The 21,899-nt window shown below is 66.2% G+C and carries 26 protein-coding genes, 1 tRNA gene, 1 rRNA gene and 1 pseudogene; 18 read left to right on the top strand and 11 right to left on the bottom strand.

Annotated features, from left to right (window positions below; translation table 11 throughout):
• Positions 1 to 307: 307 nt before the first annotated feature.
• A complete protein-coding gene (locus VEA80_RS13710; protein ID WP_325061319.1) occupies positions 308 to 523 on the top strand; it encodes a PF20097 family protein in 216 nt (71 codons plus the stop codon).
• Here VEA80_RS13710 and VEA80_RS13715 read toward each other — a convergent pair.
• Positions 520 to 960: an HIT family protein gene (locus VEA80_RS13715; RefSeq protein WP_325061320.1), complete on the bottom strand. Its 441-nt coding sequence runs from the start codon at positions 958 to 960 to the stop codon at positions 520 to 522. The genes VEA80_RS13710 and VEA80_RS13715 overlap by 4 nt on opposite strands.
• A gap of 89 nt (positions 961 to 1,049) precedes the next feature.
• Here VEA80_RS13715 and VEA80_RS13720 point away from each other — a divergent pair, with 89 nt between their 5' ends.
• The 3 genes from VEA80_RS13720 to VEA80_RS13730 all read left to right on the top strand — a co-directional run bounded on the left by VEA80_RS13720 (position 1,050) and on the right by VEA80_RS13730 (position 2,831).
• Positions 1,050 to 1,718, top strand: a complete 669-nt coding sequence (locus tag VEA80_RS13720) for an NUDIX hydrolase (protein WP_325061321.1) — start codon at positions 1,050 to 1,052, stop codon at positions 1,716 to 1,718.
• Between the two features lie 64 nt (positions 1,719 to 1,782).
• The gene (gene rpmG, locus VEA80_RS13725; RefSeq protein ID WP_325061322.1) at positions 1,783 to 1,950 is read left to right on the top strand and encodes a 50S ribosomal protein L33; all 168 of its coding nucleotides are present in this window, start codon (positions 1,783 to 1,785) and stop codon (positions 1,948 to 1,950) included.
• A 116-nt stretch (positions 1,951 to 2,066) separates the two neighbouring features.
• Positions 2,067 to 2,831 (top strand): competence/damage-inducible protein A, encoded by a 765-nt coding sequence (locus VEA80_RS13730; RefSeq protein WP_325061323.1) that lies wholly within the window; start codon positions 2,067 to 2,069, stop codon positions 2,829 to 2,831.
• 6 nt (positions 2,832 to 2,837) lie between these two features.
• Here the strand turns inward: VEA80_RS13730 and VEA80_RS13735 are convergent, their stop codons facing one another.
• Entirely contained in the window at positions 2,838 to 3,515 is a 678-nt protein-coding gene (locus VEA80_RS13735; protein ID WP_325061324.1) for a GNAT family N-acetyltransferase, read from the bottom strand.
• A 155-nt stretch (positions 3,516 to 3,670) separates the two neighbouring features.
• Between VEA80_RS13735 and VEA80_RS13740 the strand changes: the two genes are divergently transcribed.
• The 3 genes from VEA80_RS13740 (at position 3,671) to VEA80_RS13750 (ending at position 6,312) form a co-directional block, all read left to right on the top strand.
• Positions 3,671 to 4,729: a polysaccharide pyruvyl transferase family protein gene (locus VEA80_RS13740; RefSeq protein WP_325061325.1), complete on the top strand. Its 1,059-nt coding sequence runs from the start codon at positions 3,671 to 3,673 to the stop codon at positions 4,727 to 4,729.
• Positions 4,713 to 6,152, top strand: coding sequence for a Coenzyme F420 hydrogenase/dehydrogenase, beta subunit C-terminal domain (locus VEA80_RS13745; protein ID WP_325061326.1), 1,440 nt, complete (start codon positions 4,713 to 4,715; stop codon positions 6,150 to 6,152). The genes VEA80_RS13740 and VEA80_RS13745 overlap by 17 nt, the downstream gene beginning before the upstream one ends.
• A 73-nt stretch (positions 6,153 to 6,225) precedes the next feature.
• Positions 6,226 to 6,312, top strand: a tRNA-Leu gene (locus tag VEA80_RS13750).
• A 50-nt stretch (positions 6,313 to 6,362) separates the two neighbouring features.
• On the opposite strand, the gene VEA80_RS13755 is transcribed toward VEA80_RS13750, so the two are convergent.
• Positions 6,363 to 6,602, bottom strand: coding sequence for a hypothetical protein (locus tag VEA80_RS13755; protein WP_325061327.1), 240 nt, complete (start codon positions 6,600 to 6,602; stop codon positions 6,363 to 6,365).
• 70 nt (positions 6,603 to 6,672) lie between these two features.
• On the opposite strand from VEA80_RS13755, the gene VEA80_RS13760 reads away from it, so the two are divergent.
• Positions 6,673 to 7,314 carry a trimeric intracellular cation channel family protein gene (locus VEA80_RS13760; RefSeq protein WP_325061328.1) on the top strand — a complete coding sequence of 214 codons (642 nt, stop codon included), beginning with the start codon at positions 6,673 to 6,675 and terminating at the stop codon, positions 7,312 to 7,314.
• Positions 7,295 to 8,215 (top strand): hydroxymethylglutaryl-CoA lyase, encoded by a 921-nt coding sequence (locus VEA80_RS13765; protein ID WP_325061329.1) that lies wholly within the window; start codon positions 7,295 to 7,297, stop codon positions 8,213 to 8,215. The genes VEA80_RS13760 and VEA80_RS13765 overlap by 20 nt, the downstream gene beginning before the upstream one ends.
• A gap of 34 nt (positions 8,216 to 8,249) precedes the next feature.
• On the opposite strand, the gene VEA80_RS13770 is transcribed toward VEA80_RS13765, so the two are convergent.
• Both VEA80_RS13770 and VEA80_RS13775 read right to left on the bottom strand, forming a co-directional pair.
• Positions 8,250 to 8,960, bottom strand: coding sequence for a TorF family putative porin (locus VEA80_RS13770; protein WP_325061330.1), 711 nt, complete (start codon positions 8,958 to 8,960; stop codon positions 8,250 to 8,252).
• A gap of 206 nt (positions 8,961 to 9,166) precedes the next feature.
• Positions 9,167 to 9,961 (bottom strand): SDR family oxidoreductase, encoded by a 795-nt coding sequence (locus tag VEA80_RS13775; RefSeq protein ID WP_325061331.1) that lies wholly within the window; start codon positions 9,959 to 9,961, stop codon positions 9,167 to 9,169.
• Between the two features lie 63 nt (positions 9,962 to 10,024).
• On the opposite strand from VEA80_RS13775, the gene queF reads away from it, so the two are divergent.
• Positions 10,025 to 10,486 (top strand): preQ(1) synthase, encoded by a 462-nt coding sequence (queF, locus tag VEA80_RS13780; protein ID WP_325061332.1) that lies wholly within the window; start codon positions 10,025 to 10,027, stop codon positions 10,484 to 10,486.
• 69 nt (positions 10,487 to 10,555) lie between these two features.
• Positions 10,556 to 11,005: a peptidoglycan-binding protein LysM gene (gene lysM / locus VEA80_RS13785; protein WP_325061333.1), complete on the top strand. Its 450-nt coding sequence runs from the start codon at positions 10,556 to 10,558 to the stop codon at positions 11,003 to 11,005.
• A gap of 7 nt (positions 11,006 to 11,012) precedes the next feature.
• Here lysM and VEA80_RS13790 read toward each other — a convergent pair whose 3' ends face one another.
• Entirely contained in the window at positions 11,013 to 11,642 is a 630-nt protein-coding gene (locus VEA80_RS13790) for a nitroreductase (protein WP_325061334.1), read from the bottom strand.
• 46 nt (positions 11,643 to 11,688) lie between these two features.
• On the opposite strand from VEA80_RS13790, the gene VEA80_RS13795 reads away from it, so the two are divergent.
• The 4 genes and pseudogenes from VEA80_RS13795 to VEA80_RS13810 all read left to right on the top strand — a co-directional run bounded on the left by VEA80_RS13795 (position 11,689) and on the right by VEA80_RS13810 (position 15,330).
• Complete coding sequence (locus tag VEA80_RS13795) at positions 11,689 to 12,303, top strand: NUDIX hydrolase (protein WP_325061335.1); 615 nt, start codon at positions 11,689 to 11,691, stop codon at positions 12,301 to 12,303.
• 1 nt (position 12,304) lies between these two features.
• On the top strand, positions 12,305 to 13,132 hold the full coding sequence (gene cysE / locus VEA80_RS13800; RefSeq protein ID WP_325061336.1) for a serine O-acetyltransferase: 828 nt from the start codon (positions 12,305 to 12,307) through the stop codon (positions 13,130 to 13,132).
• A 63-nt stretch (positions 13,133 to 13,195) separates the two neighbouring features.
• Entirely contained in the window at positions 13,196 to 13,663 is a 468-nt protein-coding gene (locus VEA80_RS13805) for a thiol-disulfide oxidoreductase DCC family protein (protein ID WP_325061337.1), read from the top strand.
• Positions 13,660 to 15,330, top strand: a pseudogene (locus VEA80_RS13810) (DUF4166 domain-containing protein). Before VEA80_RS13805 ends, VEA80_RS13810 begins: the two are co-directional and overlap by 4 nt.
• Here VEA80_RS13810 and hfaD read toward each other — a convergent pair.
• The 3 genes from hfaD to hfaA are packed head-to-tail and all read right to left on the bottom strand — an operon-like array spanning position 15,303 to position 17,874.
• Complete coding sequence (hfaD, locus tag VEA80_RS13815) at positions 15,303 to 16,499, bottom strand: holdfast anchor protein HfaD (RefSeq protein WP_325061338.1); 1,197 nt, start codon at positions 16,497 to 16,499, stop codon at positions 15,303 to 15,305. The pseudogene VEA80_RS13810 and the gene hfaD overlap by 28 nt on opposite strands.
• 24 nt (positions 16,500 to 16,523) lie before the next feature.
• Positions 16,524 to 17,510 carry a holdfast anchoring protein HfaB gene (gene hfaB, locus VEA80_RS13820; protein ID WP_325061339.1) on the bottom strand — a complete coding sequence of 329 codons (987 nt, stop codon included), beginning with the start codon at positions 17,508 to 17,510 and terminating at the stop codon, positions 16,524 to 16,526.
• A 1-nt stretch (position 17,511) separates the two neighbouring features.
• A complete protein-coding gene (gene hfaA, locus VEA80_RS13825; protein WP_325061344.1) occupies positions 17,512 to 17,874 on the bottom strand; it encodes a holdfast anchoring protein HfaA in 363 nt (120 codons plus the stop codon).
• A 170-nt stretch (positions 17,875 to 18,044) separates the two neighbouring features.
• On the opposite strand from hfaA, the gene VEA80_RS13830 reads away from it, so the two are divergent.
• A complete protein-coding gene (locus VEA80_RS13830) occupies positions 18,045 to 18,701 on the top strand; it encodes a rhomboid family intramembrane serine protease (protein WP_325061340.1) in 657 nt (218 codons plus the stop codon).
• 3 nt (positions 18,702 to 18,704) lie between these two features.
• Here VEA80_RS13830 and VEA80_RS13835 read toward each other — a convergent pair whose 3' ends face one another.
• Together VEA80_RS13835 and VEA80_RS13840 are read right to left on the bottom strand one after the other, a co-directional pair.
• Complete coding sequence (locus VEA80_RS13835; protein WP_325061341.1) at positions 18,705 to 19,283, bottom strand: GDYXXLXY domain-containing protein; 579 nt, start codon at positions 19,281 to 19,283, stop codon at positions 18,705 to 18,707.
• On the bottom strand, positions 19,280 to 20,359 hold the full coding sequence (locus VEA80_RS13840) for a DUF2157 domain-containing protein (protein ID WP_325061342.1): 1,080 nt from the start codon (positions 20,357 to 20,359) through the stop codon (positions 19,280 to 19,282). Before VEA80_RS13840 ends, VEA80_RS13835 begins: the two co-directional genes overlap by 4 nt.
• A 118-nt stretch (positions 20,360 to 20,477) precedes the next feature.
• Between VEA80_RS13840 and VEA80_RS13845 the strand changes: the two genes are divergently transcribed.
• Together VEA80_RS13845 and VEA80_RS13850 are read left to right on the top strand one after the other, a co-directional pair.
• Complete coding sequence (locus VEA80_RS13845; protein ID WP_325061343.1) at positions 20,478 to 20,909, top strand: CBS domain-containing protein; 432 nt, start codon at positions 20,478 to 20,480, stop codon at positions 20,907 to 20,909.
• Positions 20,910 to 21,601: 692 nt separating this feature from the next.
• Positions 21,602 to 21,899 (top strand): 16S ribosomal RNA (locus VEA80_RS13850); the annotation flags it as partial.

Here is a 21,899-nt window from a genome sequence, read left to right on the forward strand (position 1 = left end):
CTCCATGCTGGTGAGCCACAAACTCCTGGTCGCCAATCCGGGACAAACGGCCGATCCGGGGCGCGTTCGACGCGCAGCGTTGTCTGGCGACAGATGACGCACTCTAGGCACTACCCCAGCGCGTCCGACGCGCCCCGCCTCTCGCTTCGCGAGCGAATGGCGAATAGCGAATGGCGAATGGAGCGGGTCGCGCCGCTCGCGAACGCTGCGCGAAAACCCCTTCGCTATTCGCCACTCGCTATTCGCTTATGCCTATTGCCTACTGCCCGCCGCCTACTGCCTACTGCCGAGAGCAGGGAGAACGAACATGGCCCAACGCAATTGCCCGAAATGCCAATCCACGATGCAGGAAGGCTGGGTGCTCGATAACACGCACGGCGGCCGAGCCGTCGCATCATGGGTCGAAGGCGAGCCGAAGAAGAGCATCTGGGTCGGCGTCAAACTCGAAGGCAAGCAGCCGATCGAGATCGAATCCTGGCGCTGCTCGCGCTGCGGCTTCATCGAGCAGTACGCGAAAGGCTAGCTCTCGATCGCCGCCGCGATCTCTTTGGCCAGCTCCTGCAGCGCCGGGATGTCGGCCTTGTTCTGGTGGCCGTGCCCGGCAAGCCGGACGCCTTCGTAACGCGGGATGATGTGCCAATGCAGATGGAAGATCGTCTGTCCCGCCGGCGCGCCGTTGAACTGCGTCACCGTAATGCCGTCCGGCTTCAGCGCCTTGTCGACAGCCTTCGTCAACCGCTGCACATGCCACATCAGCTGGCCGACTTTCGCTTCCGGCAGCTCCAGGAAATTCCGCGCCTTCACGCCCTTCGGCACGATCAGCACATGCCCACGCGACTGCGGAAACAGGTCCATGAACGCGAGCACGGTCTCATCCTCATAGACCTTCACCGCCGGCACTTCGCCGCGCAGGATCTTCGCGAACAGGTTGTTGTCGTCGTAGGTTCCGTGAAGGCTCATGAGCGTGCTCCTGGAAGCGGGTGTATCGAGGCCGGCGCCTCACTGCAAAGCTTCCGCTTCCGCGGCGGCGCCGTGCTAGAAGGCCGGCCATGAGCGCCAACGAGTTCAAGCTGAACGAGGACGAAAAGCCGTTCGACCCGCCGGGCGCCGATAAGCCCAAGCCCATCAAGCCGCGCGACGCCGCCACGCTGATCCTGGTCCGCGGCGGCCGCGAAGTGATGATGGGCCAGCGCGCCAAGGGCCACGTCTTCATGCCGGACAAGTGGGTCTTCCCCGGCGGCCGGGTCGATCCCGGCGACGCCCGCTTGCCGGCCGCCACCGAACTCACGCCCGAGACCGAGGCGCTGCTGCGGCTCGGCGGCACGGTCCGCCGCCCGCCGCGCGCTTTCGCCCTGGCCGCCGTCCGCGAAACCCTCGAGGAGGCAGGGTTAAGGCTGGGCGGGGCGGCGGGACCCGAGCTCGACAAGCTCAGCTTCGTCGCCCGCGCCATCACCCCGCCATACCGCCCGCGCCGCTTCGACGCCCGCTTCTTCCTCGCTGACGCCGAAGCCGTCCTCGCCCACGACGACCCCACGGCCGGCGAAGAACTCCTGCATACGCGGTGGTTTAGCCTCGAAGAGGCCGAAGCCCTGGACCTCCCCTCCATCACCCGCTTCGTGCTCAAGGAAGTCCGCGCCCGCCTGGCCGGCGAGGCGGTGCTGCCGCCTTTTCTGCGCTGGGCGAGGGGCGCGCACACTCTGGAGCGGCTTACGAGTTGACTTTGGAGGTTTCCCCCGTATTTTCGCGCGCTTCCTAGAACCCTGAGATTTCCGAGCCCGACCCATGGCTAAGCCGACCGTCATCAAGATCCGACTGAACTCGTCGGCGGACACGGGCTATTTCTACGTGACCAAGAAGAACCCGCGCACGAAGACGGAAAAGCTCAAGTTCCGCAAGTACGACCCGATCGCCAAGAAGCACGTCGAGTTCGTCGAAGGGAAGATCAAGTAAGCACGCGCGCTACCGCGCGAGGCAGTCGGCGAAAGGGCAGCAGGCGATGCGCCTGCCGTCGTAGTTTGTCCGCCGCAATCAATCTTACACCTCGCGCGTCGTGGTATGATGCGCGCATGTCCCAAGGCGAAGTGAAAGCGGCGGTGCTGCTCATCGGCGATGAGCTCCTCTCCGGCCGCACCCAAGACGTAAATCTGCAAGCGATCGCCAAGTTTCTGGCCCCGCTCGGCGTAGAGGTCGCCGAAGCGCGTGTCGTGCCGGACGTTCCGGACGAGATCGTCGCCGCCGTGAACGCGCTCCGCACCAAGTACGATTACGTCTTCACCACCGGCGGCATCGGCCCCACCCACGACGACAAGACCGCCGACGCCATGGCCGCCGCCTTCGGCGTCAGCATCGATGTCCGCGACGACGCCCGCGCCATACTCGAAGCGCACTACAAGGGCGTCCAGCACCTGAACGAAGCGCGCTTGCGCATGGCCCGCATCCCCACCGGGGCCACCCTCATCGCCAACCCAGTCTCCAAAGCGCCGGGCTTTCAGATCGGTAATGTTTTTGTGCTGGCCGGCGTGCCTTCGATCATGCGCGGCATGCTGCAGGACGTCGCTCATCGCATCGAAGGCGGCGCCGTCGTCCGCTCCGTCACCGTGCGTGGCCGCGGCGTGAAGGAAGGGGACATCGCCGCAGGTCTGGCCGAACTCGAAGCCGCGGCGCCAGGGGTGTCGTTCGGCTCATACCCGTGGTTCACGCTCGAAGGATTCGGCCTTCATCTCGTCGCGCGCACAGCCGACGCTGCGGCGCTCGCCAAAGCCGAAACGGATTTAACGACGCTGATCGCTTCGTGCGGCGCCACGCCGGAAATCGTGGTGGACATGGCCTGACTCGAACTAGGTCCGCTTCCACACCGCATGCGTAACGTCGCGCCGCACCTCGAAGCCCAGGCTGCGATAGAGCGCGATGGCGCCCGTGTTGTTCGCGTAGGCGTGCAGGAACGGCGTCTTGCCTTCATCGAGAATGCGCCGGCCAACCGTCGTCAACAGCGCCGCGCCAAACCCGCGGCCGCGATAGTCCGGATGCGTGCAGACGCCGCTGATCTCGATGAACTCGTCCGTCTGCAGCCGCTCGCCCGCCATCGCCACGAGCCGTCCTGCATCGCGAATGCCGATGAACCGCCCCAGCGTATGTGTGCGCTTTTTGAATGGGCCCGGCCGCGTCAACGTCGCCAGCGCGAGCATCTCTTCTGCATCCGCGTCGCCGAGCGGCTCGATCGGCAAGTGCTTTTCTATCCCCGGTCTGAATGCCCGTGTTATCATCTGCACGCCGAGCGCACTGAACGGGACCTCCACCCCCGGGGGCGGGGCCGGCGGCGAAGGCTCCAGCAGCGAAATATCCCCGCCTTCTGGAACGATCGTCGCCAATTCCGCGATCGCCGCTGCGCTTGCATCGGCTGCTGCGGCGAATGGGCCGATGTCGCTCTGAAACCGCCGCGCCAGCGCGCCGCCTTCGCTGAGATGCGCCTGCCGGGTCGTCAGCGCGGTCCAGATCAGTTTGTCCAAGGGATGCATGAGCCATGCTTCTACAACACAGCCACATCGCTGCGAAGCGCCAGCGGCGCGTGGCGGGCCCGCGCGAGAAGCGACGAACCAATGCGTCTCGTGCGCGTTGTCGTCGGCGCAGGATGCCAAACGCCGGACCGCGCACACGCAGCTTGGGCGCCACGATGACAGCACGACAGAAGCTTGGAGTTCTCACCTTCCATCGCTGCATCAACTATGGTTCGTATTGGCAGGCGCGCTGCCTTGTCGAAGGCCTCGGCGCACGCGGCGGCGAGGCGGTTTTGCTCGATCACCGTTCGAGCGCTGTCGACCGCGCCGAATGGCGATGCGCGCTCCGTCCGGACCCGCTGCGCCGCACTTGTCCCAAACCTTATTTGGAAAAGGTCCGCAAATTCCTGCGCGCCGTTTCCTCCCTGCCGCTCTCGGCGCCATTCGATCTCGACGACCCGCGCGGCGTGAGCCCGTGCGAGACGGTTGTCATCGGCAGCGATGAAGTGTGGAACTTCAAGCACCCCTGGTACGCCGCGCGGCGGCTCTTCTTCGGCGACGGCGTCGCCGCTCGCCGGCTAGTCGCCTATGCCGCGAGCTTCGGCGCACACCCGGCGGCCGCGGGGCTCGACCAAGCTTGGGCCGACAAACTGAGACGGTTCGACGCGATCGGCGTGCGCGACGAACACTCGCGTCAGATCGTGCGCGGCGCACTCGGGCGTGATCCGGCCGTTGTGCTGGATCCTTGCTTGCAATTCGACTCCGTCTGCCGCCGCGCGGACGGAGAAACCAGCGGCGATGTGCTCGTCTATGGGCACGCCTTCCCGGACTGGTTCATGAGCCTGGCGCGGCAGTGGGCAGACCGGCGCAATCTTCGGCTGGTGAGCATAGGCTACGACAATCCATGGGCGGACGAGCAGTGGATCGACGCTGGACCCGAAGAGTTCGCCCAAGCCATGGGCGCAGCGCTCGCAGTGATCACCAATTTCTTCCACGGCTGCGTCTTTGCGCTGCTCAACGCCAAGCCGTTCGTCAGTCTGGTCGACGGCTATCGCGCCAACAAAATCGGCGCTCTGGCTGCCGCGCTCGCGGCGGAGCGGCATATCGTCTGGCCGCACAGCCCTTCGCGCGCGTTCGACGACGCCCTCGATCAACCGGTGCGCGCCGGCGTGATTCAGCGGATCGGCGCGATGCGCGAAACGTCCGCGGCGTATCTCGATGCTGCGCTCGCTTAGCCCGTCGTCGTTCGCAGGCAGCGAAGCCGCGCTCGCGCCGGGGCGGATCGTGCGCGCTGGCCTGTGCGTCGGTTGCGGCGCCTGCGCGGCGCAGGAAGGTGTAGACGCGCGCATGGTGCTCGACCGTTTCGGACGGTTCAAACCCGAAGCCTCTCGTGACTGGCTCGCCGAGCCCAGCGAAGACTTGGCGCGCGCGTGCCCGTTCTCGCCAGTAGCCCGCAACGAGGACGAACTCGCCGCCATGCGCTTTCCGAACGCCGCGCGGAGCGATGCGCGCATCGGCCGTTTTGAAGCTGCCTACGTCGGCTATGCGGACGAGGGCGGCTTCCGCGAAAACGGCAGTTCGGGCGGCATGACGAGCTGGGTCGCCGCCGAATTGTTGCGGCGCGGCCTCGTGGACGCCGTCGCGCACGTGACGCCCACGGCGCATCCGCAAAAAGGCGACGTTCTCTTCGGCTACAGCATCTCCCGCACCGCCGCTGAGGTCAGCGCCGGCGCGAAGTCGCGTTACTATCCGGTCGAGCTCTCGCGCACGATCGCGGCGATACGCTCGACCCCGGGACGCTACGCCGTCACAGGCGTGCCCTGCTTCATCAAAGCGCTCCAGCTGCTCAGCGCCGAAGACGAGCTGCTGCGTGAGCGGATCGCCTTCTATCTCGGCCTGTTCTGCGGCCACATGAAAAGCGCGGCTCTGGCCGAAAGTTTCGCTTGGCAGCTGGGGGTTGCGCCCGACGAGATCGACGCGTTCGATTTCCGCACCAAGGATGCGAGGCGGCCCGCGAACTGGTACCGCGCGCGCATCGGCTGCAAGGATGGCGGGGAGCGCGCCCAGGATTGGTGGCATTTGGTCGACGGCGACTGGGGCGCCGGCTTCTTCCAGTATCCGGCTTGCAACTTCTGTGACGATGTCGTCGCCGAGACCGCCGACGTCTCGTTCGGCGACGCTTGGCTCGAACCCTATGCGTCCGACGGACGCGGCACGAACGTGGTCGTCGTGCGCTCGCCGCCGATCCAAGCCCTCTTGCGCGAGGCCGCGGCGGAGGGCCGCGTGCGGCTCGAAGAAGTCGATGCGGACTTCGTGCACGCCACCCAAGCCGCAGGCTTCCGCCAGCGCCGCGAGGGACTGGCGTGGAGGCTGAGCCGCCGCCGTTTCGGCGTCCGTCCGAACAAGCGCGTGGCGGCGCAGGCGCCGCCTCTCCGCGCCCGGCGCAAGCTCGTTTATCGCCAACGCGAACTGATTTCGTTCTGGAGCCACCGCATGTTCTGGTTGGCCAAGCGGCTCCGCGCGCCTTGGCTCTACACGGCCTGGGCCCGCCTTGCACTCGGCGTCTACCAGGCCTGCGCGCACTCGCGCGGGCGGCTCGGACGATTGCTCGACCAGATCGAAGCCGCGGCGAAGGGAAGGGGCGCCAAGCGGCCTTAGCGCCGGGCCGATGCAGCGCCGTTCCCAATTCGGCGTTGACCTGAACCCGAAAGCCCTCTTTGTCTGCCAACACGCGAGCGTGGCGAAACTGGTAGACGCAGCGGACTTAAAATCCGTTCGCCGCAAGGCGGTGCGGGTTCGACTCCCGCCGCTCGCACCAACGCCCGCCGCGCCTCGCCTGCGCCCGAACGGTTTGAGCCGCTGGACCGTTCAAGCCGTCAGCTTGTACGCCGTCCCGTCCTGGGCGATGCGGCCAAGCTTCTTCAGGAACGCGACGGCCGCGTCAGGAGAGGAGTTGTTGGCGCGGTATCGGAGAAACTCCGCCACCGCATCGTGCAGTTCCGCAGCCGATACGGTGCGGCGGCCCTTCGTCTTGCTCAGCACGTAATCGTACATGGCGGCGGCGCTCGCGGGGGTGAGCGCCGGCCCCAAAGTTTCGGCGAAGAACATCGCATTCTCCCGGTCGGCTGGCCGATACCGTAGAGTGGACTGATTCATCTCCCGACCGCAGTTTGCTTTCGTGATCTCGCCCGAGTCGCTTCCCGTCCTGCCGCCGGCGCTCGACTATGCCGGCGTCGCCGTGTTCGCGCTGACCGGCGCGCTCGCGGCCGCGCGCGACCGGCAGGACATCGTCACGTTCTGGTTCTTCGCGGTGGTGACCGGCGTCGGCGGCGGCACGCTGCGCGATCTCTTGATTGGCGCGCCGGTGTTCTGGGTCGGCGACGCCACCTATCTCGGCATTGGCCTCGCCGCCGCCTTGATCGTCTGGTTCCTCGCGCCGCACCTGGAACGGCGCAAGACCTTGATCTGGCTCGACGCGCTGGGGCTGGCGGTCTACGCCGTGATCGGCGCCGCCAAGGCGATCTCGCTCGGCGTCGGCCCGTTCGTTTCGATCGCAATGGGGGTCTTGACCGCCACCTTCGGCGGCGTGATCCGCGACGTGCTGGCGGGCCAGCCCTCGGCGCTTTTGAAACGCGAGATCACCATCTCGGCCGCGCTTACCGCCGCCGCCGGATTCGTCGCCCTCGACGCCGCCGGCGTGCCGCCGCTCTGGGCCGGCGCGGCCGGCGCAATAGCGGGTTTCGGAGTGAGGGCCGGAGCCATACATTACGGCTGGGCGCTGCCCGCGTTCGGAGTGAAGAGTGACAAGAGAGAAGCTTGAACTTGTCGAAGTCAGCCCGCGCGACGGGCTGCAGAACGAGCCCGACATCGTCTCGACCGAGAACAAGCTCGCGCTGATCGAACGCATCGTCGGGGCAGGCTTCCGCCGGCTCGAGGCGGGCAGCTTCGTCAATCCTAAGAAAGTGCCGCAAATGGCCGACGGCGATGCGGTGTTCGCCGGTCTGCCGCAGCGGGCGGATGTGACGTTCATCGCCCTCGCGCTCAACCTGCGCGGCGTCGAACGTGCGCTGGCGGCGGGCGCCAAGGAGATCAATTACGTCTTCTGCGCTTCTGACGGCTTCTCGATCCGCAACAATGGCGGCACGGTCGATGAGACGTTCGCAGTATGGACCGATGTCGCTGCGACAGCGAAGCAAGGCGGCGCGCGGCTCTCCGCAACGATCTCGACCGCATTCGGGTGTCCGTTCGATGGCGAGGTGCCGGTGCGGCGGGTCGCCGAGGTCGCCGAACGCTGCGTCTCGCAAGACATCTTCGAACTCGCGATCGCTGACACCATCGGCGTCGCCGCGCCGAATGACGTTCATGAGCGTATCCGCGCCGTGAAGGCGGCGATCCCGTCGCGCATTCAGCTGCGGGCGCACTTTCACAACACGCGCAACACCGCGCTCGCAAACGCTGTGGCGGCGGTGGAAGAGGGCGTGCGCGTGCTTGACGGCTCGCTTGCTGGCATCGGCGGCTGTCCGTTTGCGCCGGGCGCGGCCGGCAACGTGCCGACGGAAGATTTGCTCTACATGTTCACACGGATGGGTTTCGACACCGGCGTCGATCTCGATGGCGCGATCGAAGCGGCGCAATTCATCGGCGGCGTGCTGGGGCGGAAGACGCCCGGCATGGTCAGCCGCGCGCCGAAATGGCCCGCACACAAAACGGCCGCCCCGTGAGGAGCGGCCGTTCCGCCTTGCTTTCGAACGCCGTTTAGAGTTCGCGGCCGATCGTGACCACGAACGCCGAGTCGTAGCTCGACGGGCCGTAGGTGTAGTTCTCGATGTCGCTGCCGGCGTCGATGTCGGTGTCGTGGTAGCGCAGATCGAGATTGAAGCCGTGCAGCGCGTAGGTGCCGCCGAGGTTCCAGGTGTTGTAGTCGTCCTCGGTGCCCGGACCGTTCGGCTCTTCGATGGTCTGATTGCCGTAGGCGGCGTTGAACACGAGCGCGTCGCTCATCGTCCATTCGCCGTTGACTTCGAAATAAGTGGCCTCGCCGGTGTCGCCGAAATTCTCCGGGGCGTACCAGACGCCGCCGCCGACCGAGAGCTGTTCGGTCACGCCGAACGAAGCTTGCGCCGTCAGTTCGGCGTAATCGAACTCGGCGCCGTCATCGTCCGCGCCGGGATAGAAGTAGCCGATGACGCCGAGGTCCCACTCGACCGGACCCGTGGTCGGCGTGATGCCGGTGTAGACGTCGATTTCGATGCCTTCGCTAACGTTCGAGGCCCAAACGCCGGCGTAGAACATGTCGGCGGTGTAGTCGAAGCCGCCCTGGATCGCCGGGCCGTTGTCCGACAGCGAGATGCCGCGGAAGACATAGTCGCTGGTCAGGGCCACATTGGCCGTGACCGTGCTTTCGGCGTGTGCGACGCCTGCCGTTGCGGCGCCGGCGAGCATGGCCAGGCCAATGATCTTTTTCATGGAGCGCATCCTTCATTCCCCGCGGTTTTTCGCCGCGACGCGGCGAGGCTCACGCGACAGCGTGAACGTTTGGTTAAGCAAACGAAGTCTCAGCGGATTCCGGACGCGCGGAAGCGCAAACTGTGACGCCGCAGCTACGGCGCGAGCTTGCGCTGCTTTCTTGGGCGGCGGGAGCGGGCGTGCGCCGCTTTCGTGCGCAAACGCGTTCAGCGTTGCGAAAGGGACGCATAGCCGAGATGGAGCCCGGCATCGACGAGCAGCGTCTCTCCCGTGACGTGTCGGGCCGCGTCGGACAGGAAGAAAAGGCCCGCCTCGGCAATATCTTCGGCGGTCGAGGCGGCCTGCAGCGGCGTCACCCGCTTGGTCCCCTCGCGCACGCGGGCGGCGGCTTCGGCTCCGAGGCCCTTCTCGTGCCAAGGCGTGTCGATGAAGCCCGGGCAGAGCGCGTTGATCCGGATTTTCGGGCCGAGCACGCGCGCCAGCGACAGCGTCATCGTGTTGAGCGCGCCCTTGGACGCGGCGTAGGCGACGGAGGAGCCGATCCCGGTCACACCGGCGATCGAGGAGACCATCAGCACGCTGGCGCGCTCAGCCGCTTCCAGCAATGGCCGCGCCGCGCGCAGCATCTGGTAGGGGCCGATGACGTTGACGGCGAAGATGCGCTCGAAATCGGCGCGGGTCAGCGCGTCGAGATCGCCGTGCGCCGGGGCGAACTTGGTGACGCCAGCATTGTTGGCGAGCGCATCGATCCGGCCGAAGGGCTGCGCCTTGGCGACGATCGCCTTGCAGGCGCGGTCATCGGAAACGTCGCCTTGGGCCAGCACCGCCTCGGCGCCGACCGCTCGAACGGCGGCGGCGGTGGCTTCCGCCTCGGCCTGGTTGGAGGCGTAGTTGATGATGACCGCCTTCGCCCCGCGCGTGGCCGCGCCGACGGCGAGCGCCGCGCCCAACCCGGTCGAGGCGCCGGTGACCAGGACGATCTTGTCCTCGAAATCGCGCATCGTACTGCCTCCTTTGCCTCTATGCGGCTTGCCAGCCGCGACGCGGCTCTTCAAGTGTCGGCCATGACCACCGAGACCAAAGGCCTGACGCAGCTGGGCGGGAGTTCCGCCATTCCGGCGAGTCCCGATCTCGCCAAGCTCGAGCGCGTCCCGAACCCGCATCGCGGATCGCTCTATCTTGCGCGTTTCACCGCGCCCGAATTCACTTCGATGTGCCCGGTCACGGGGCAGCCCGATTTCGGCGTGCTGGTGATCGACTATGCGCCCAAGGATTGGATCGTGGAGTCGAAAAGCCTCAAACTCTTTTTGCAGAGCTTCCGTAACCACGGCGCTTTCCACGAGGACTGCACGGTCGGCGTCGCCAAGCGCATCGTCGACGCCATCGAGCCGGCATGGCTGCGCATCGGCGGCTACTGGAACCCGCGCGGCGGCATGCCGATCGACGTCTTCTGGCAAACCGGCGCGCCGCCGGAGGGGCTGTGGCTGCCCGATCAGGGCGTGGCGACGTATCGCGCACGCGGGTGAGCGCGGCGTAACGAAACCAACGGCGCGCGTATCCGTTGCCTCTGCTTCATCAGCAGAGGAGGCGCGCGCATGGGTCTGTTCAATTTCGGCCGCGACAGCGGCAAGCAACCGAGGACGCCGATCCGGCAGGGCGCCGAACAGGCGAACGCTTCGGAAATCGCCGAGATGCTGCGCGATCTCGGCATCACCATCGAGGGCGGCCAAGTCCGGGTCCAAGGCGACACCGTCACCATCAGCGGCAAAGCCAGCGACGCGGCGGAGAAGGAAAAGGCGGTTCTGGTGATCGGCAACACCAAGGGCGTCGCGCACGTGAACGATCAGATCACGGTCTCCGCGCAGCAGCAGCCGCAATCCCAGTTCTATGAAGTCAAATCAGGCGACACGCTGTCGAAGATCGCCAAGCAATTCTATGGCGACGCCAACAAGTACAGCGCCATTTTCGAAGCCAACAAACCGATGCTGAAGGATCCCGACGAGATCTATCCCGGCCAGACGCTGCGCATTCCGCAGCAGCATTAAAGAGCGATCAGAAGCGGGAGACGCGTGCGCGCACATCCGCGCGCACGCGCTCGGCCGCGCCCTGAGCGGCTGTGCCGAAATAGAGGAAGCCGGCGATGCGTTCGCTTTCGCCGACACCCAGCGCAGCGGCGGCGCGCACGTCGAACGCTTGCCATTCCGTCAGCCAGCAGCCGGCATAGCCGAGCGCGTGCGCGGCCAGGAGCAGGTTGAAGCAGACGGCGCCGGCCGAGAGTTGCTGCTCCCACTCCGGCACTTTCTTGTGCGGCACGGGCGCGGAGACGACCATCACGCAGAGCGGCGCGCGCAGGAATGTCCCGCGCACGAACTCGAGCCGCGTCTCGTCGACGCCTTCGTCGTGGCGGATCATCTCGGCCAAGACGGCGCCGGCGCGCGCGCGGGCTTCGCCCTCGATCACGACAAAGCGCCACGGTCCGATCTTGCCGTGGTCCGGCACGCGCGCGGCGAGTTCGATGAGTGCGTCGATCTCGGCGGCGGTTGGGCCCGGTTCGGCCAGGTGCATCAGCTTGCTGGAGCGCCGGCGGGCCAGCAACGCGATCGTTTCGGCGCTTTCCTTCGCGGCGTTGGCCGGATCGTTGTCGTTGAGCTGCGGCGGAATGACGGAAAGGGGAAGAGGCATGTCGTCTCCGTGGCGCGCGCTCGCGCCCGAGGCTAGACGGTTGAGGATGAGCGATATCTGGGAAGAAGACGGCGATCCGTGGACAGTCAAGAGCGTCGCACGCGCGTTCGAGAACGATTGGCTGCTGCTGGAGACCTATGCGGTGATCCATCCGGGCGGCGCGCCGGGCGCCTATACCGTGGTGCGGCCGCGCCGGGTCGCCGTCGGCGTGCTGCCGATCGAGGCCAATGGCGATGTGCACCTGGTCGGCCAATGGCGGTTCCCGCTCGCGCGTTATTCCTGGGAGATGCCCGAAGGCGGCGCCGATCCTGGGGAGGCGCCGCTCGAATGCGCCCGGCGCGAGCTGGAGGAGGAGACCGGACTGACGGCAGGGTCATTCGCTCTGGTTCTCGAAATGGACATGTCCAATTCGCTCACGGACGAACGTGCGGTGATCTACCTCGCGACCGATCTGAAAACAGGCAAAGCTCAACCGGAAGCAACCGAAGTGCTACGCCATCGCCGGGCGCACTTCATGGACGTGCTGGCGCGGGTCGCGGACGGGCGTATTCGCGATAGCATGACGGTTGCCGCTGTCCTGCGCGCTCACCACATGGCGGTGGCGGGCGAATTGCCGGCGGGCTTGGCCGAAGCGATGCTGCGGCCGCCGCAAGGAGAGTGACATGAGCGTCGAGAGCCAACCGCGCGTGTTCGAAGCCTCCGGCGGCGTCTGGGCGCAATTGCGCGTCGAAGCCATGCAGGCCGCCGCCGAAGAGCCGCTGCTGGCGTCCTACCTGCACGCCTCGATCTTGCATCACGAAACCATCGGCGATGCGCTCTCGTATCATCTCGCGCAGAAGCTTGGCCACGGCGACCTGCCGGCGCTGCAGCTCCGCGAAGTAGCGCGCGAGGCGTACGCTTCTGATCCGCAGCTCGCCATGCAAGCCGCACGCGACATGCGCGTCGTGCGCGAACGCGACCCGGCCTGCCGCACCTATCTGCAGCCGTTCCTCTATTTCAAGGGTTATGGCGGACTGCAGGCCTATCGCATCGCGCATTGGCTCTGGAAACAGGAGCGGCACATTCTCGCCTATCATCTACAGAGCCGCGTCTCCGAACTGTTCGCTGTCGATATCCATCCCAACGCCAATATCGGCGCGGGCGTGTTCATCGACCACGCGCACGGCATTGTCATCGGCGAGACGGCTGTCGTGGACGACGACGTTTCCATGCTCCACTCGGTCACGCTCGGCGGCACCGGCAAGGAAGGCGGCGATCGACATCCTAAAATTCGCCGCGGCGTGATGATCGGCGCGGGCGCGAAGGTGCTGGGCAATATCGAGGTGGGTGAGGACGCGCGCGTCGCTGCGGGCTCGGTGGTGCTGCACGATGTCGCGCCGCGCTGCACGGTCGCCGGCGTGCCGGCCAAGCCGGTGGGCGGGCCGTGTTGCGAAGGCGTGACGCCGGCCGAAACGATGGATCAGCAGATCGAAGCCGAGTATTCGATCTAGCACGCGCGCAGGCGCGGCGCTGTGTCCAATGCTGCGTCGCGCAATGCCCGCTAACATGGTCGCGTGACTCGCTCGGCCACGAGCCCTGAGCCTTACGGGTACCGGCGCGACCGCGCCGTTCCTGCGTTCGATGACGCTTTTCCAATCATCATGTTCGACGGCGAGTGCGTGCTGTGCTCACGCTTCGTTCGTTTCGTGCTCCGGCGCGACAGGCGCGGCCGGATGCGCTTTCTTGCGGCGCAATCTCCGCTGGGCGAAGCGCTCTATCGACATCTTGGCCTCACGATCGGAGCGTACGAGACATACGTCCTGCTGGAAAACGGCCACGCCCGCGTCAAGTCCGACGCGGCGCTGCGCATCTTCGCCTTGCTCGGATTTCCCTGGCACCTGCTCACGATCGGCGCGATCGCGCCGCGTGCGTGGCGGGATTGGCTCTACGATCTCGTCGCCCGCAATCGCTACAAATGGTTCGGCGCGCGCGACACGTGCTATGTCCCCACAGCCGCCGAGGCCGAGCGGTTCATCGCATGAGGCTCCTCATCGTCGGCGGCTACGGAACGTTCGGCGGGAGAATCGTCGAACTGCTTGAAGGAGACGAGCGCCTGACGCTCATCGTCGCCGGCCGCTCGCGCGACCGCGCCGAGCGGTATTGCGCGTCGAGGCGTGGCGCGCGCGCCCGACTTGAAGCCGCGGAGTTCGACCGGAACGGCGATGTGGCCGCCCAGTTGGCGCGGCTTCGGCCCGACGTCGTCGTCGATGCAAGTGGGCCGTTCCAAGCGTATGGCGCCGGCGCCTATCGCTTGCTCGAGGCATGCATCGCGGCGCGCATACACTATCTCGATCTGGCCGACGGCTCGGATTTTGTCGCCGGCGTCGCGGCGTTCGACGCGAGCGCGAAGGCCGCAGGCGTTTACGCGCTGTCGGGCGTATCGAGCTTTCCGGTCTTGACTGCGGCGGTCGTGCGCCGGCTGACGCGCGGCTGGTTGCGCGTCGGGCGCATTGAGGGCTGCATCGCGCCGTCGCCGTTTGCCGCTGTCGGCGCCAACGTCATCCGGGCCATCGCCAGCTACGCCGGGCAGCGCATCGTGATCGGCCAGAACGCGTCGCACCCATTCACCGAGCATCGGCGCTGCACGATCGCGCCGCCGGGCGGCCTGCCGCTGCGCAGCACTTTGTTCTCGCTGGTCGACGTGCCGGACCTGCGCGTGCTGACGACGCTTTGGCCGCAAGCGAAGGTGTGGATGGGCGCCGGCCCCGTTCCGGAGATTCTGCATCGGGCGCTCATCGCCTGCGCATGGCTGGTGCGGCTTCGCCTCGCCCCGTCGCTGTCGCCGCTCGCGCCGCTGATGCATTGGGCCACGAACCGGCTACGCTGGGGCGAACACCGCGGCGGCATGTATGTGTCGGCGGCCGGCTTGGACGGCGATGGCTGCGCGGTGACCCGCTCCTGGCACTTAATCGCGGAGGGCGCCGATGGGCCGCTCATTCCGTCCATGGCGGTGCAGGCGATCGTGCTGAAGGATTTGGAGGGCGCGCCACCTGCGTCTGGCGCGCGCGCCTGCGTCGAGGACGTCGAACTCGACGATTACGAGCGTCTGTTCACGACGCGGCGCATTTACACCGGCGTTCGCGACGAACCGGCGCCGCAGGCGCCGCTTTATCAGCGCCTGCTCGGGGATGCGTGGCGGCGATTGCCGCCGCCCGTGCGCGCGATGCACGAGGGCGTGGCCAGCGTCGCCGGTGTGGCGCACGTCGAGCGCGGGCGCGGCGCGCTGGCGCGGATCGCAGCCTGGATGATGAGCTTTCCGGCGGCGCAGAGCGAAGCGGCTGTGCGGGTGACGTTCGCGAGCGATGGGCGCGGCGAGACTTGGCGCCGCAGCTTCGGCGCGCAGAGCTTCCGCAGCCGCCAATACGCTGGCGCCGGGCGATCCGAGCACCTGCTATGTGAGCGCTTCGGTGCGCTCGAGTTCGCGATGGGGCTCGCGATCGAGGAGGAGCGCCTGCATTTGGTATTGCGCCGGTGGAAGGCGTTCGGCGTGCCGTTGCCGCTATAGCTGGCGCCGCGCTCGGAGGCATACGAATCCGCAGAGGGCGGCGTCTTCCGCTTTCACGTCGAGATCAGCCACCCGCTCGCTGGGCTGATCGTGCGCTATCGCGGCTGGCTGAAGCCTCAGCCGCCCGGACCGCGAACGGAATAGGTCGCGGCGTTGCCGATCGCGGTGGACGTGGCGGCCGCCGTGTCGGTGTAGTTCGGGCTGCGCACCGCGGCGGTCGAGGTCACGTTGCCGTTGTTGGTCTGCGAGCTGCTCGGGGTGAGGCTCGGCACGTTCACGTCGCAATAGGCGCAGACATAGCCGGTGATCGAGTTGCCGTACGCGGCCGAGGAGGCGAGTGCGTATTCGCCGCCGCCGGCGCCGATCGTCTCCGCGTTCGCCGAGATGTCGCCGCCATTGGCTTGGGCGATGTCCATCACGGTGTCGGAGCCGACATTCGAAACGATGGCCTGGTTGCCGACACCGTAGGCGCCGCTCGACGCGAAGCCTTCGAAATTGGCGCCGAGCGTGACGACGCTGTCGGCGCTGACGTCGGTGGTCGCGGTTTGATCGATGCGGGCGTTCACGTAGCCCCATTGATTATCGATCGTCACCGCGTTGGCGTTGGCGGTCGCGTTGCCGGAAACGTCGTAGGCGTGGTCGGCGTGCAGATTGACGGCTGCGCCGACGCTATCGCCAGTGGCGGTTTGGCGTAGATCCGTGAGCACCGTCGCGGTTTCGCTGCCGACCGTGAAGTTGTTGGCGCTGGCGATTGCGCCGCTGATCGCTTGGCCGGAAATGTATTGATCGGAATTCGTCGCAGCGCTGATCGCGCCGGTGCTTTCCTGCTCAGAGAGCAGGCGCAGCTCACTGTTTTGAGCCGAGATCGACGTAACGTTGCCGCTTGCCGAGGCGGAGGTCGCGGCGGTGCCGGCGACACCGCCGAGATGGTCCACGGAGGCGCTGGCGTCGCCATGCGCGAGCTGCGACGAGTTGATCTCGACATCGCTCTCGCTCAGCTCCGCGGTGGCGCCGTTGGCGACAGCGGCGGAAGTGAGGTTGACCGTGCCGTAGGCGGCGCCGATGTCGGCTTCCGTGTGCGCGTCGGTGTCGCCATCCATGTGCTGGATGCTTTGCATCTGCGCATCGGCGTCATCGCTAGTCGCTGTGACGGCGTTGCCGCTGGCCACCGCCGTGCCGCCCACGTTGTACGCTTCATCGACGATGATGTCCGTGGTCGCAGATGCGTCGCCGCCCTGATACTGGTCGTTCTGCTGCGCGTAGGCAGGCGTGACGACCAGCAGGGCCGCACTGAGGAGAAGGGCTGCGCGCATCAGGGTGGGCTCCGTTCGCGGCGCTTACGAGCGGCCGCGCAGGTCGGCGATGTTGTCGTCGCGGCGGGCGTGCCAGGCGTCGGCGCTTTCGCGGCGCGCTTGCTCCTGCTGGATCAGCACGCTCGCGGCGCTTTGCGGGACTGCGCCTTCTTGGCCCGGGCCCATCGGATCGCCTTCGGCGTTGATGGCTTCGGCGCAGGCGAGGCTGTCGGCGCGGTAGAAGCGGCTCATGACTTCGACAACGGCGCGTTCGACGCCGGCGCGAACCGCGAGCTGGACCGGCTCCAGCGCACGCTCGCCGGCGGCGATGTCGAGGAAGGTGTCATCGAAGAACGAGAACACGCCGGCGCGCACTTCGCGGCCGATGATCTGCTTCTGGTAGGAGATCACGTCGACGACTTCGAGCGTGCGCGTGTCGATCAGGCGGAAGTCGAGCCCGATGTTCATCACATAGAGACGGGCGCCGATATTGCCCACGCCGTCGCGCGCGTCGGTATGGCCGCCCTGGGCGTCGACGCCCACCGAGCGGATGTTGTAGTTGAGCTCGGTGATGCCGCCGACGAAATAAAAGTCGGAGCCCGGCATCTGGCCGGCATAGATGCGGCGGACGTTCTCATCGCCTTCCTGGCCGATCAGGCGGTTATTGGCGTAGCGGAGTTCGAGCTCGGTCACGGAGGTGTCGAAGCGCTCGACCAGCCGCGCGCCGGCCTTGTTGAACGCGCTCATCGCCATGAGCGACGCGCCCTGCGTGATGCGGCGGCCGCCTTCTTCGGAGACCGAACCGGTGTAGTCGATAATCCGGCCGACGGCGATCCGCGGCGCGGGGACGTTGTTCACTTGCGCGTAGCCGGCGAGGCACTCCAGCGCGTCCGTGTAGGCAGTCGGGTTCGCCGTGACCGGCGCATCGCCGATCGGCAAAGCATACATGCCGTCATTGCCGGAATGGGGCGTGACGCACGCGGTGAGCGCAGTCGTCGCGGCCAGCACGGCGAGGGTCTTCAACGCGCGCATCTCATTCGTCTCCGTCGATCACGGCGGTGACATCGCCGTTGTTGATTTGGGTCGAGTCGACGATCACCGTGTTGTAGTTGCCTTGGGTGATCACGTTCAGTTGGTTGCCGATGGCCCGGGCGGCGCCGATGCCGGTGGCGAAGTCATCCTGGATGCCGCCGGTGAGCGCTCCTTCGATCTCCATGCGGCCGTTGACGATGACGCGGTTGCCGTTCTCGTCGCGGGTCGAAGGGTTGATCGGGCTGTCGAAGCTTTCCCAGCCCATGCCGAAGCCGCTGGAGAAATCTCCTGCGCCGCTGGGGATCGGGTCGGCAAACGATGGCGTGGCGATCGCCAAGGCTGCTGCACTGATAAGGATGAACATCCGCACGGCGTTTCGCTCCGACAATTCGTCTGCGGAGCGAGAAAGCAACGGCCGTGCCACTGCCGCGGCGAAGCAATCGCCCCGTGAAGGAGCGGCGATCGGTGTTTCGCGCCCTACATAGGGCGTTCATGATGAACGACGTGTCGTTTTGGCGCTGAAAGGGCTCTCCGTTGAGCGAAGCAGAATATCGACCGCAGAACCGCATTCCCCCGACCGTGCTCGGGCTCATGGCGGCGATCATCGGCGCCTATGCCTGGTTCATATTTACGGGCGTGGAGCAGAAGAGCCTGTTCTTCTACGCCTTCGCGCTCATTCCAGCCCGCTTCGTCGAGACCAGCGCTTACCATTTCGGCGCCTGGTACGAAGCGCTGGGTCCGTTGTTTGGGCACGTGTTCTTGCACGGCGGCGTTCTGCACATCGGCATGAACATGCTGATGCTGCTGCAGGTTGGCCCATGGGTGACGCAACGCCTCGGCGCGGGGCGCTTCCTGTTGCTCTTCTTCATCTCGGCGCTGGGCGGCGCCCTTGCTTACATCCTGATCAACCCGGGTTCGGAGACGCCCGTTGTGGGCGCCTCAGGTGCGATCTGCGGCGTGTTCGGCGCTTACTTCCTCTCGGTGCGCGCGTCCTGGCGCCATGCTCTGGCTGACCCTGCCGTGCGCAACGCGATCGGCGTCTTCCTACTGATCAACGTCGTGCTGGCGGGCATCGCCAGCGCGACGGGCTTTCTGCCGATCGCGTGGGAAGCGCACTTGGGCGGCTTCGTCGTCGGCGCAGCGGCCTACCTTGTGCTGGCGCCGCGCCTTGCGCCCGGGCCTTGGGGTTGAGCGTCAGAGCCAATCCAGCTCGAGCCGTTCGCCGTCAACCATAAGACCTCTGAGCCGGCCGCGGCCGTCGCGCCCGATCGAGACGATCGCGTGGGCGCGCGCGGGTTCATCGACCCGCTGTTCGCTGAGCACGCGCTCGATGCGCAATGCATCGGTTTGGTTGATGTGGAAACGGTCGACGCCGAGATCGAGCCGAACCCAGCCCGGCATGGCTTCGACGTCTGCCGCAGCTGGAGACGGCTCCTGGCAGGCGAATGTGCCCTTCACCGGTAAGCCCAAAAGCTGCGCCTGCTCGCGCGAATCGGCGCCGCCCACAGCGACGTAAACGCCATTCTCCTCGCGCAAGGCGATCCATTCGAGGTCGCCGCCGGCCGGGCAGGTTTCGCCTGGCTCCAAGCGTTGCGTCAGATTGAGCAGCACATAATGGCCCTGAAGCAACGAGCGCGGATCGACCGCTTCGATCGGCAACAGCACTTCCTGTCCGCCCTCACGCGCGAGGCCTTCGCTGACGACAAGACCGATCAGCGAGAGCGCGCAGGCGCCCGCGACGAGCAGGATGCGGGGACCGGCGTTCACCTTCATGTCGTCTTCTCTTTCCGTCGCAGCATCAGGCCGCCGACAAGCGCAGCGATGGCGCAGAGCAGGAAGACGCCGGCGGCGGCGAGCAGATCGAGCCCGAGATCGGCGAGTAGGGCGCAGATCGCCCCTATGATGCTTAACACGCCGACAGCGGTGACGAGGCCGTGCCGATCGTAGCGGCCGAGCGCAAGCAATCCGCCTGAGGCCGCGAGCCAGACGATGCGATGTGCGATGCCGCCGTTTCCATCCTGTCCGCCGAACCACGGCAGATACCCAGCAATCGCAAACAGCGCCAAAGCGCCCCACGCGAACCAGCCGTAGAAGACGCCGGCGAACGGGCGGTCCTGTTGGTAAAGCCAGCGCGCTCCGGCAGCCGCGGCGCCGAGCACGATCGACAGGAAAAGTGTCACCGCCGCATCGGCTTCGAACCGTGCGGCGAACCAGCCGAAGCAGTAAAGGATGGCCAGCGCCGAAACGTGCGCGAGCGGCGCCGAAGCCCAGCGCAGCGCGAGATAGGCCGCAAGCGGGGCGAACAGCAGCATCCACGGCGCTTCGGATTCAGCGCCGGCGAACCACTGCCGATCGGTGAAGTCTCCAAGCGCGATGAAGACGAGCCCGACCACCGCGGCGCCGGTCGAGCGGCCCGCAAGCGCCAGCGCGAAGGCCGCAATTCCGGCTCCATAGGAAGCCGCTTTCGGGTCGCCGGCGATGTCGAAAATCTGGCCGGTGAGGCCGATCGAGGCCGCGAACACGAGCGCAGCGATCATCAGCAAGATATTGCTAAGCACGCTGCGCTCTTTGTGCGCGGCCCATGCGCCGCCGCCGGCGAGCGCAAGAAATGCGACCAGCAGCACGGCGAAGCGAATGAGCTTCGGCGTGATCTCCCAATTCGCCGCCACGAACGCGATCACGGCGATGCCGAGCAGGAGGCCGCCGACCCAGGCGAGCGCCGTCGCGGCGTCCATGCGCCGCGCGTCAGGAATGGTGGCGAGGATGGCGTCGCGCTTGTCGGCGGCGACGAAGCCGGCGCCGATCCAGCGCTCGAGATCCTGCTTAACCTTATCCTTGTAGGCGGCCATGAACGGACCTTAACGCCCCATACGGTGTCTGACTATTGCGGGTTGTTCGCGCTTGCGGCGCATGGAGGAGGGGCGCATCCTCGATCGCGTCAGAGGTGGGTTGAAGGAGGAAAAGCCCATGCTGATCGCTCATGTGCTGCGCGGCAAAGGCGCGGACGTGCACACGCTGCCTGCGAGCGCCACGCTGCAACAGGCGGCAGAGGAGCTCAACGCGCGGCGCGTCGGCGCGCTGGTCGTGCTGGACGGCGAGGGCGCGCTGATCGGCGTGTTTTCAGAACGCGATCTGGTGCGGGAAGTGGCGCGGCGCGGCATGGTCGCGCTGTCTGCGGAAATCGGCGCAGCGATGACGCGGAACGTGATCACCGCGCATCCGGATGAGACTATCGACGACTGCCTGGGCCGGATGACCGATCGGCGCATCCGTCATCTCCCGGTCATGGAGGGGCAGGGCCTGGTCGGGATCGTCTCGATTGGCGATCTGGTGAAGCATCGGATCGCCGCAGCCGAGGCGGAAGCGGCGGCCATGCAGGCCTACATCGCCGCGCACTGATCGGGCTTGAAGCGCTTGTGCCCCCGGGGGGGAACCGCTCCGATAGCGGTCGGGCCTGGGAATATCTTCCGATCAGGGCTTGATGTTCGGGCGCTAGGGGCCAAGTAAGCTGACCGCGCCGGGGCAGGCTTTAAGCCTGACCGGAGGCGAGAAACCTCACTTGTCGCACCCTTGTCACGCTTGAAGCCAACGAGGGGAATCGATAAGTTAGGGTCATTGCGACCCCCAAACATTCGTGCGGACTGTGCGAGCGAAAGGGATCGCGTCCAAAATACTGATTTTTCGGCTGTTTTCGGAACAACTGAAAAAAGTGTAGCGGGCGCATAAAGGTCGTTGACATGGGAAATCGGCGCGAATAGAAACCGCGCCTCCCGCCGAGGCCACTAACTGGTTTCGGCCCGCATGTTGGGGCTCCGGCCACTTGATGTGCGGGTGCAGGACGCTTCGTTCTGCAGGGCGCTCTTTGACATTGTGATTTTGGAGAAGGGAAACGCAGGCGGCGGCGTGCTGCGGGTAAGCCAGCAATGGCGAGCCAAGCGACGCTGACGTTATGTGTTTTCTGGAACTAATAACTGACTTACAGACCGGGTCTTCGGATCCGGAATGTGCGTCGGTTCCCGTTACATAAAACGCATACGCTTTAACCGGCGCCTCGGAGCTTTCGAGCTCGCGAGGACAGTCAGAGGTCAACTCAACCTGAGAGTTTGATTCTGGCTCAGAACGAACGCTGGCGGCAGGCTTAACACATGCAAGTCGAACGCCCCGCAAGGGGAGTGGCAGACGGGTGAGTAACACGTGGGAACGTGCCCTAAGGTTTGGAATATTCCCGGGAAACTGGGAGCAATACCAAATGTGACCGCAAGGTGAAAGATTTATCGCCTTAGGATCGGCCCGCGTCGGATTAGCTAGTTGGTGGGGTAAAAGCCTACCAAGGCGACGATCCGTAGCTGGTCTGAGAGGACGACCAGCCACACTGGGACTGAGACACGG

This window comes from Vitreimonas sp., from assembly GCF_035627415.1.
GTDB lineage: Bacteria > Pseudomonadota > Alphaproteobacteria > Caulobacterales > Aquidulcibacteraceae > Vitreimonas.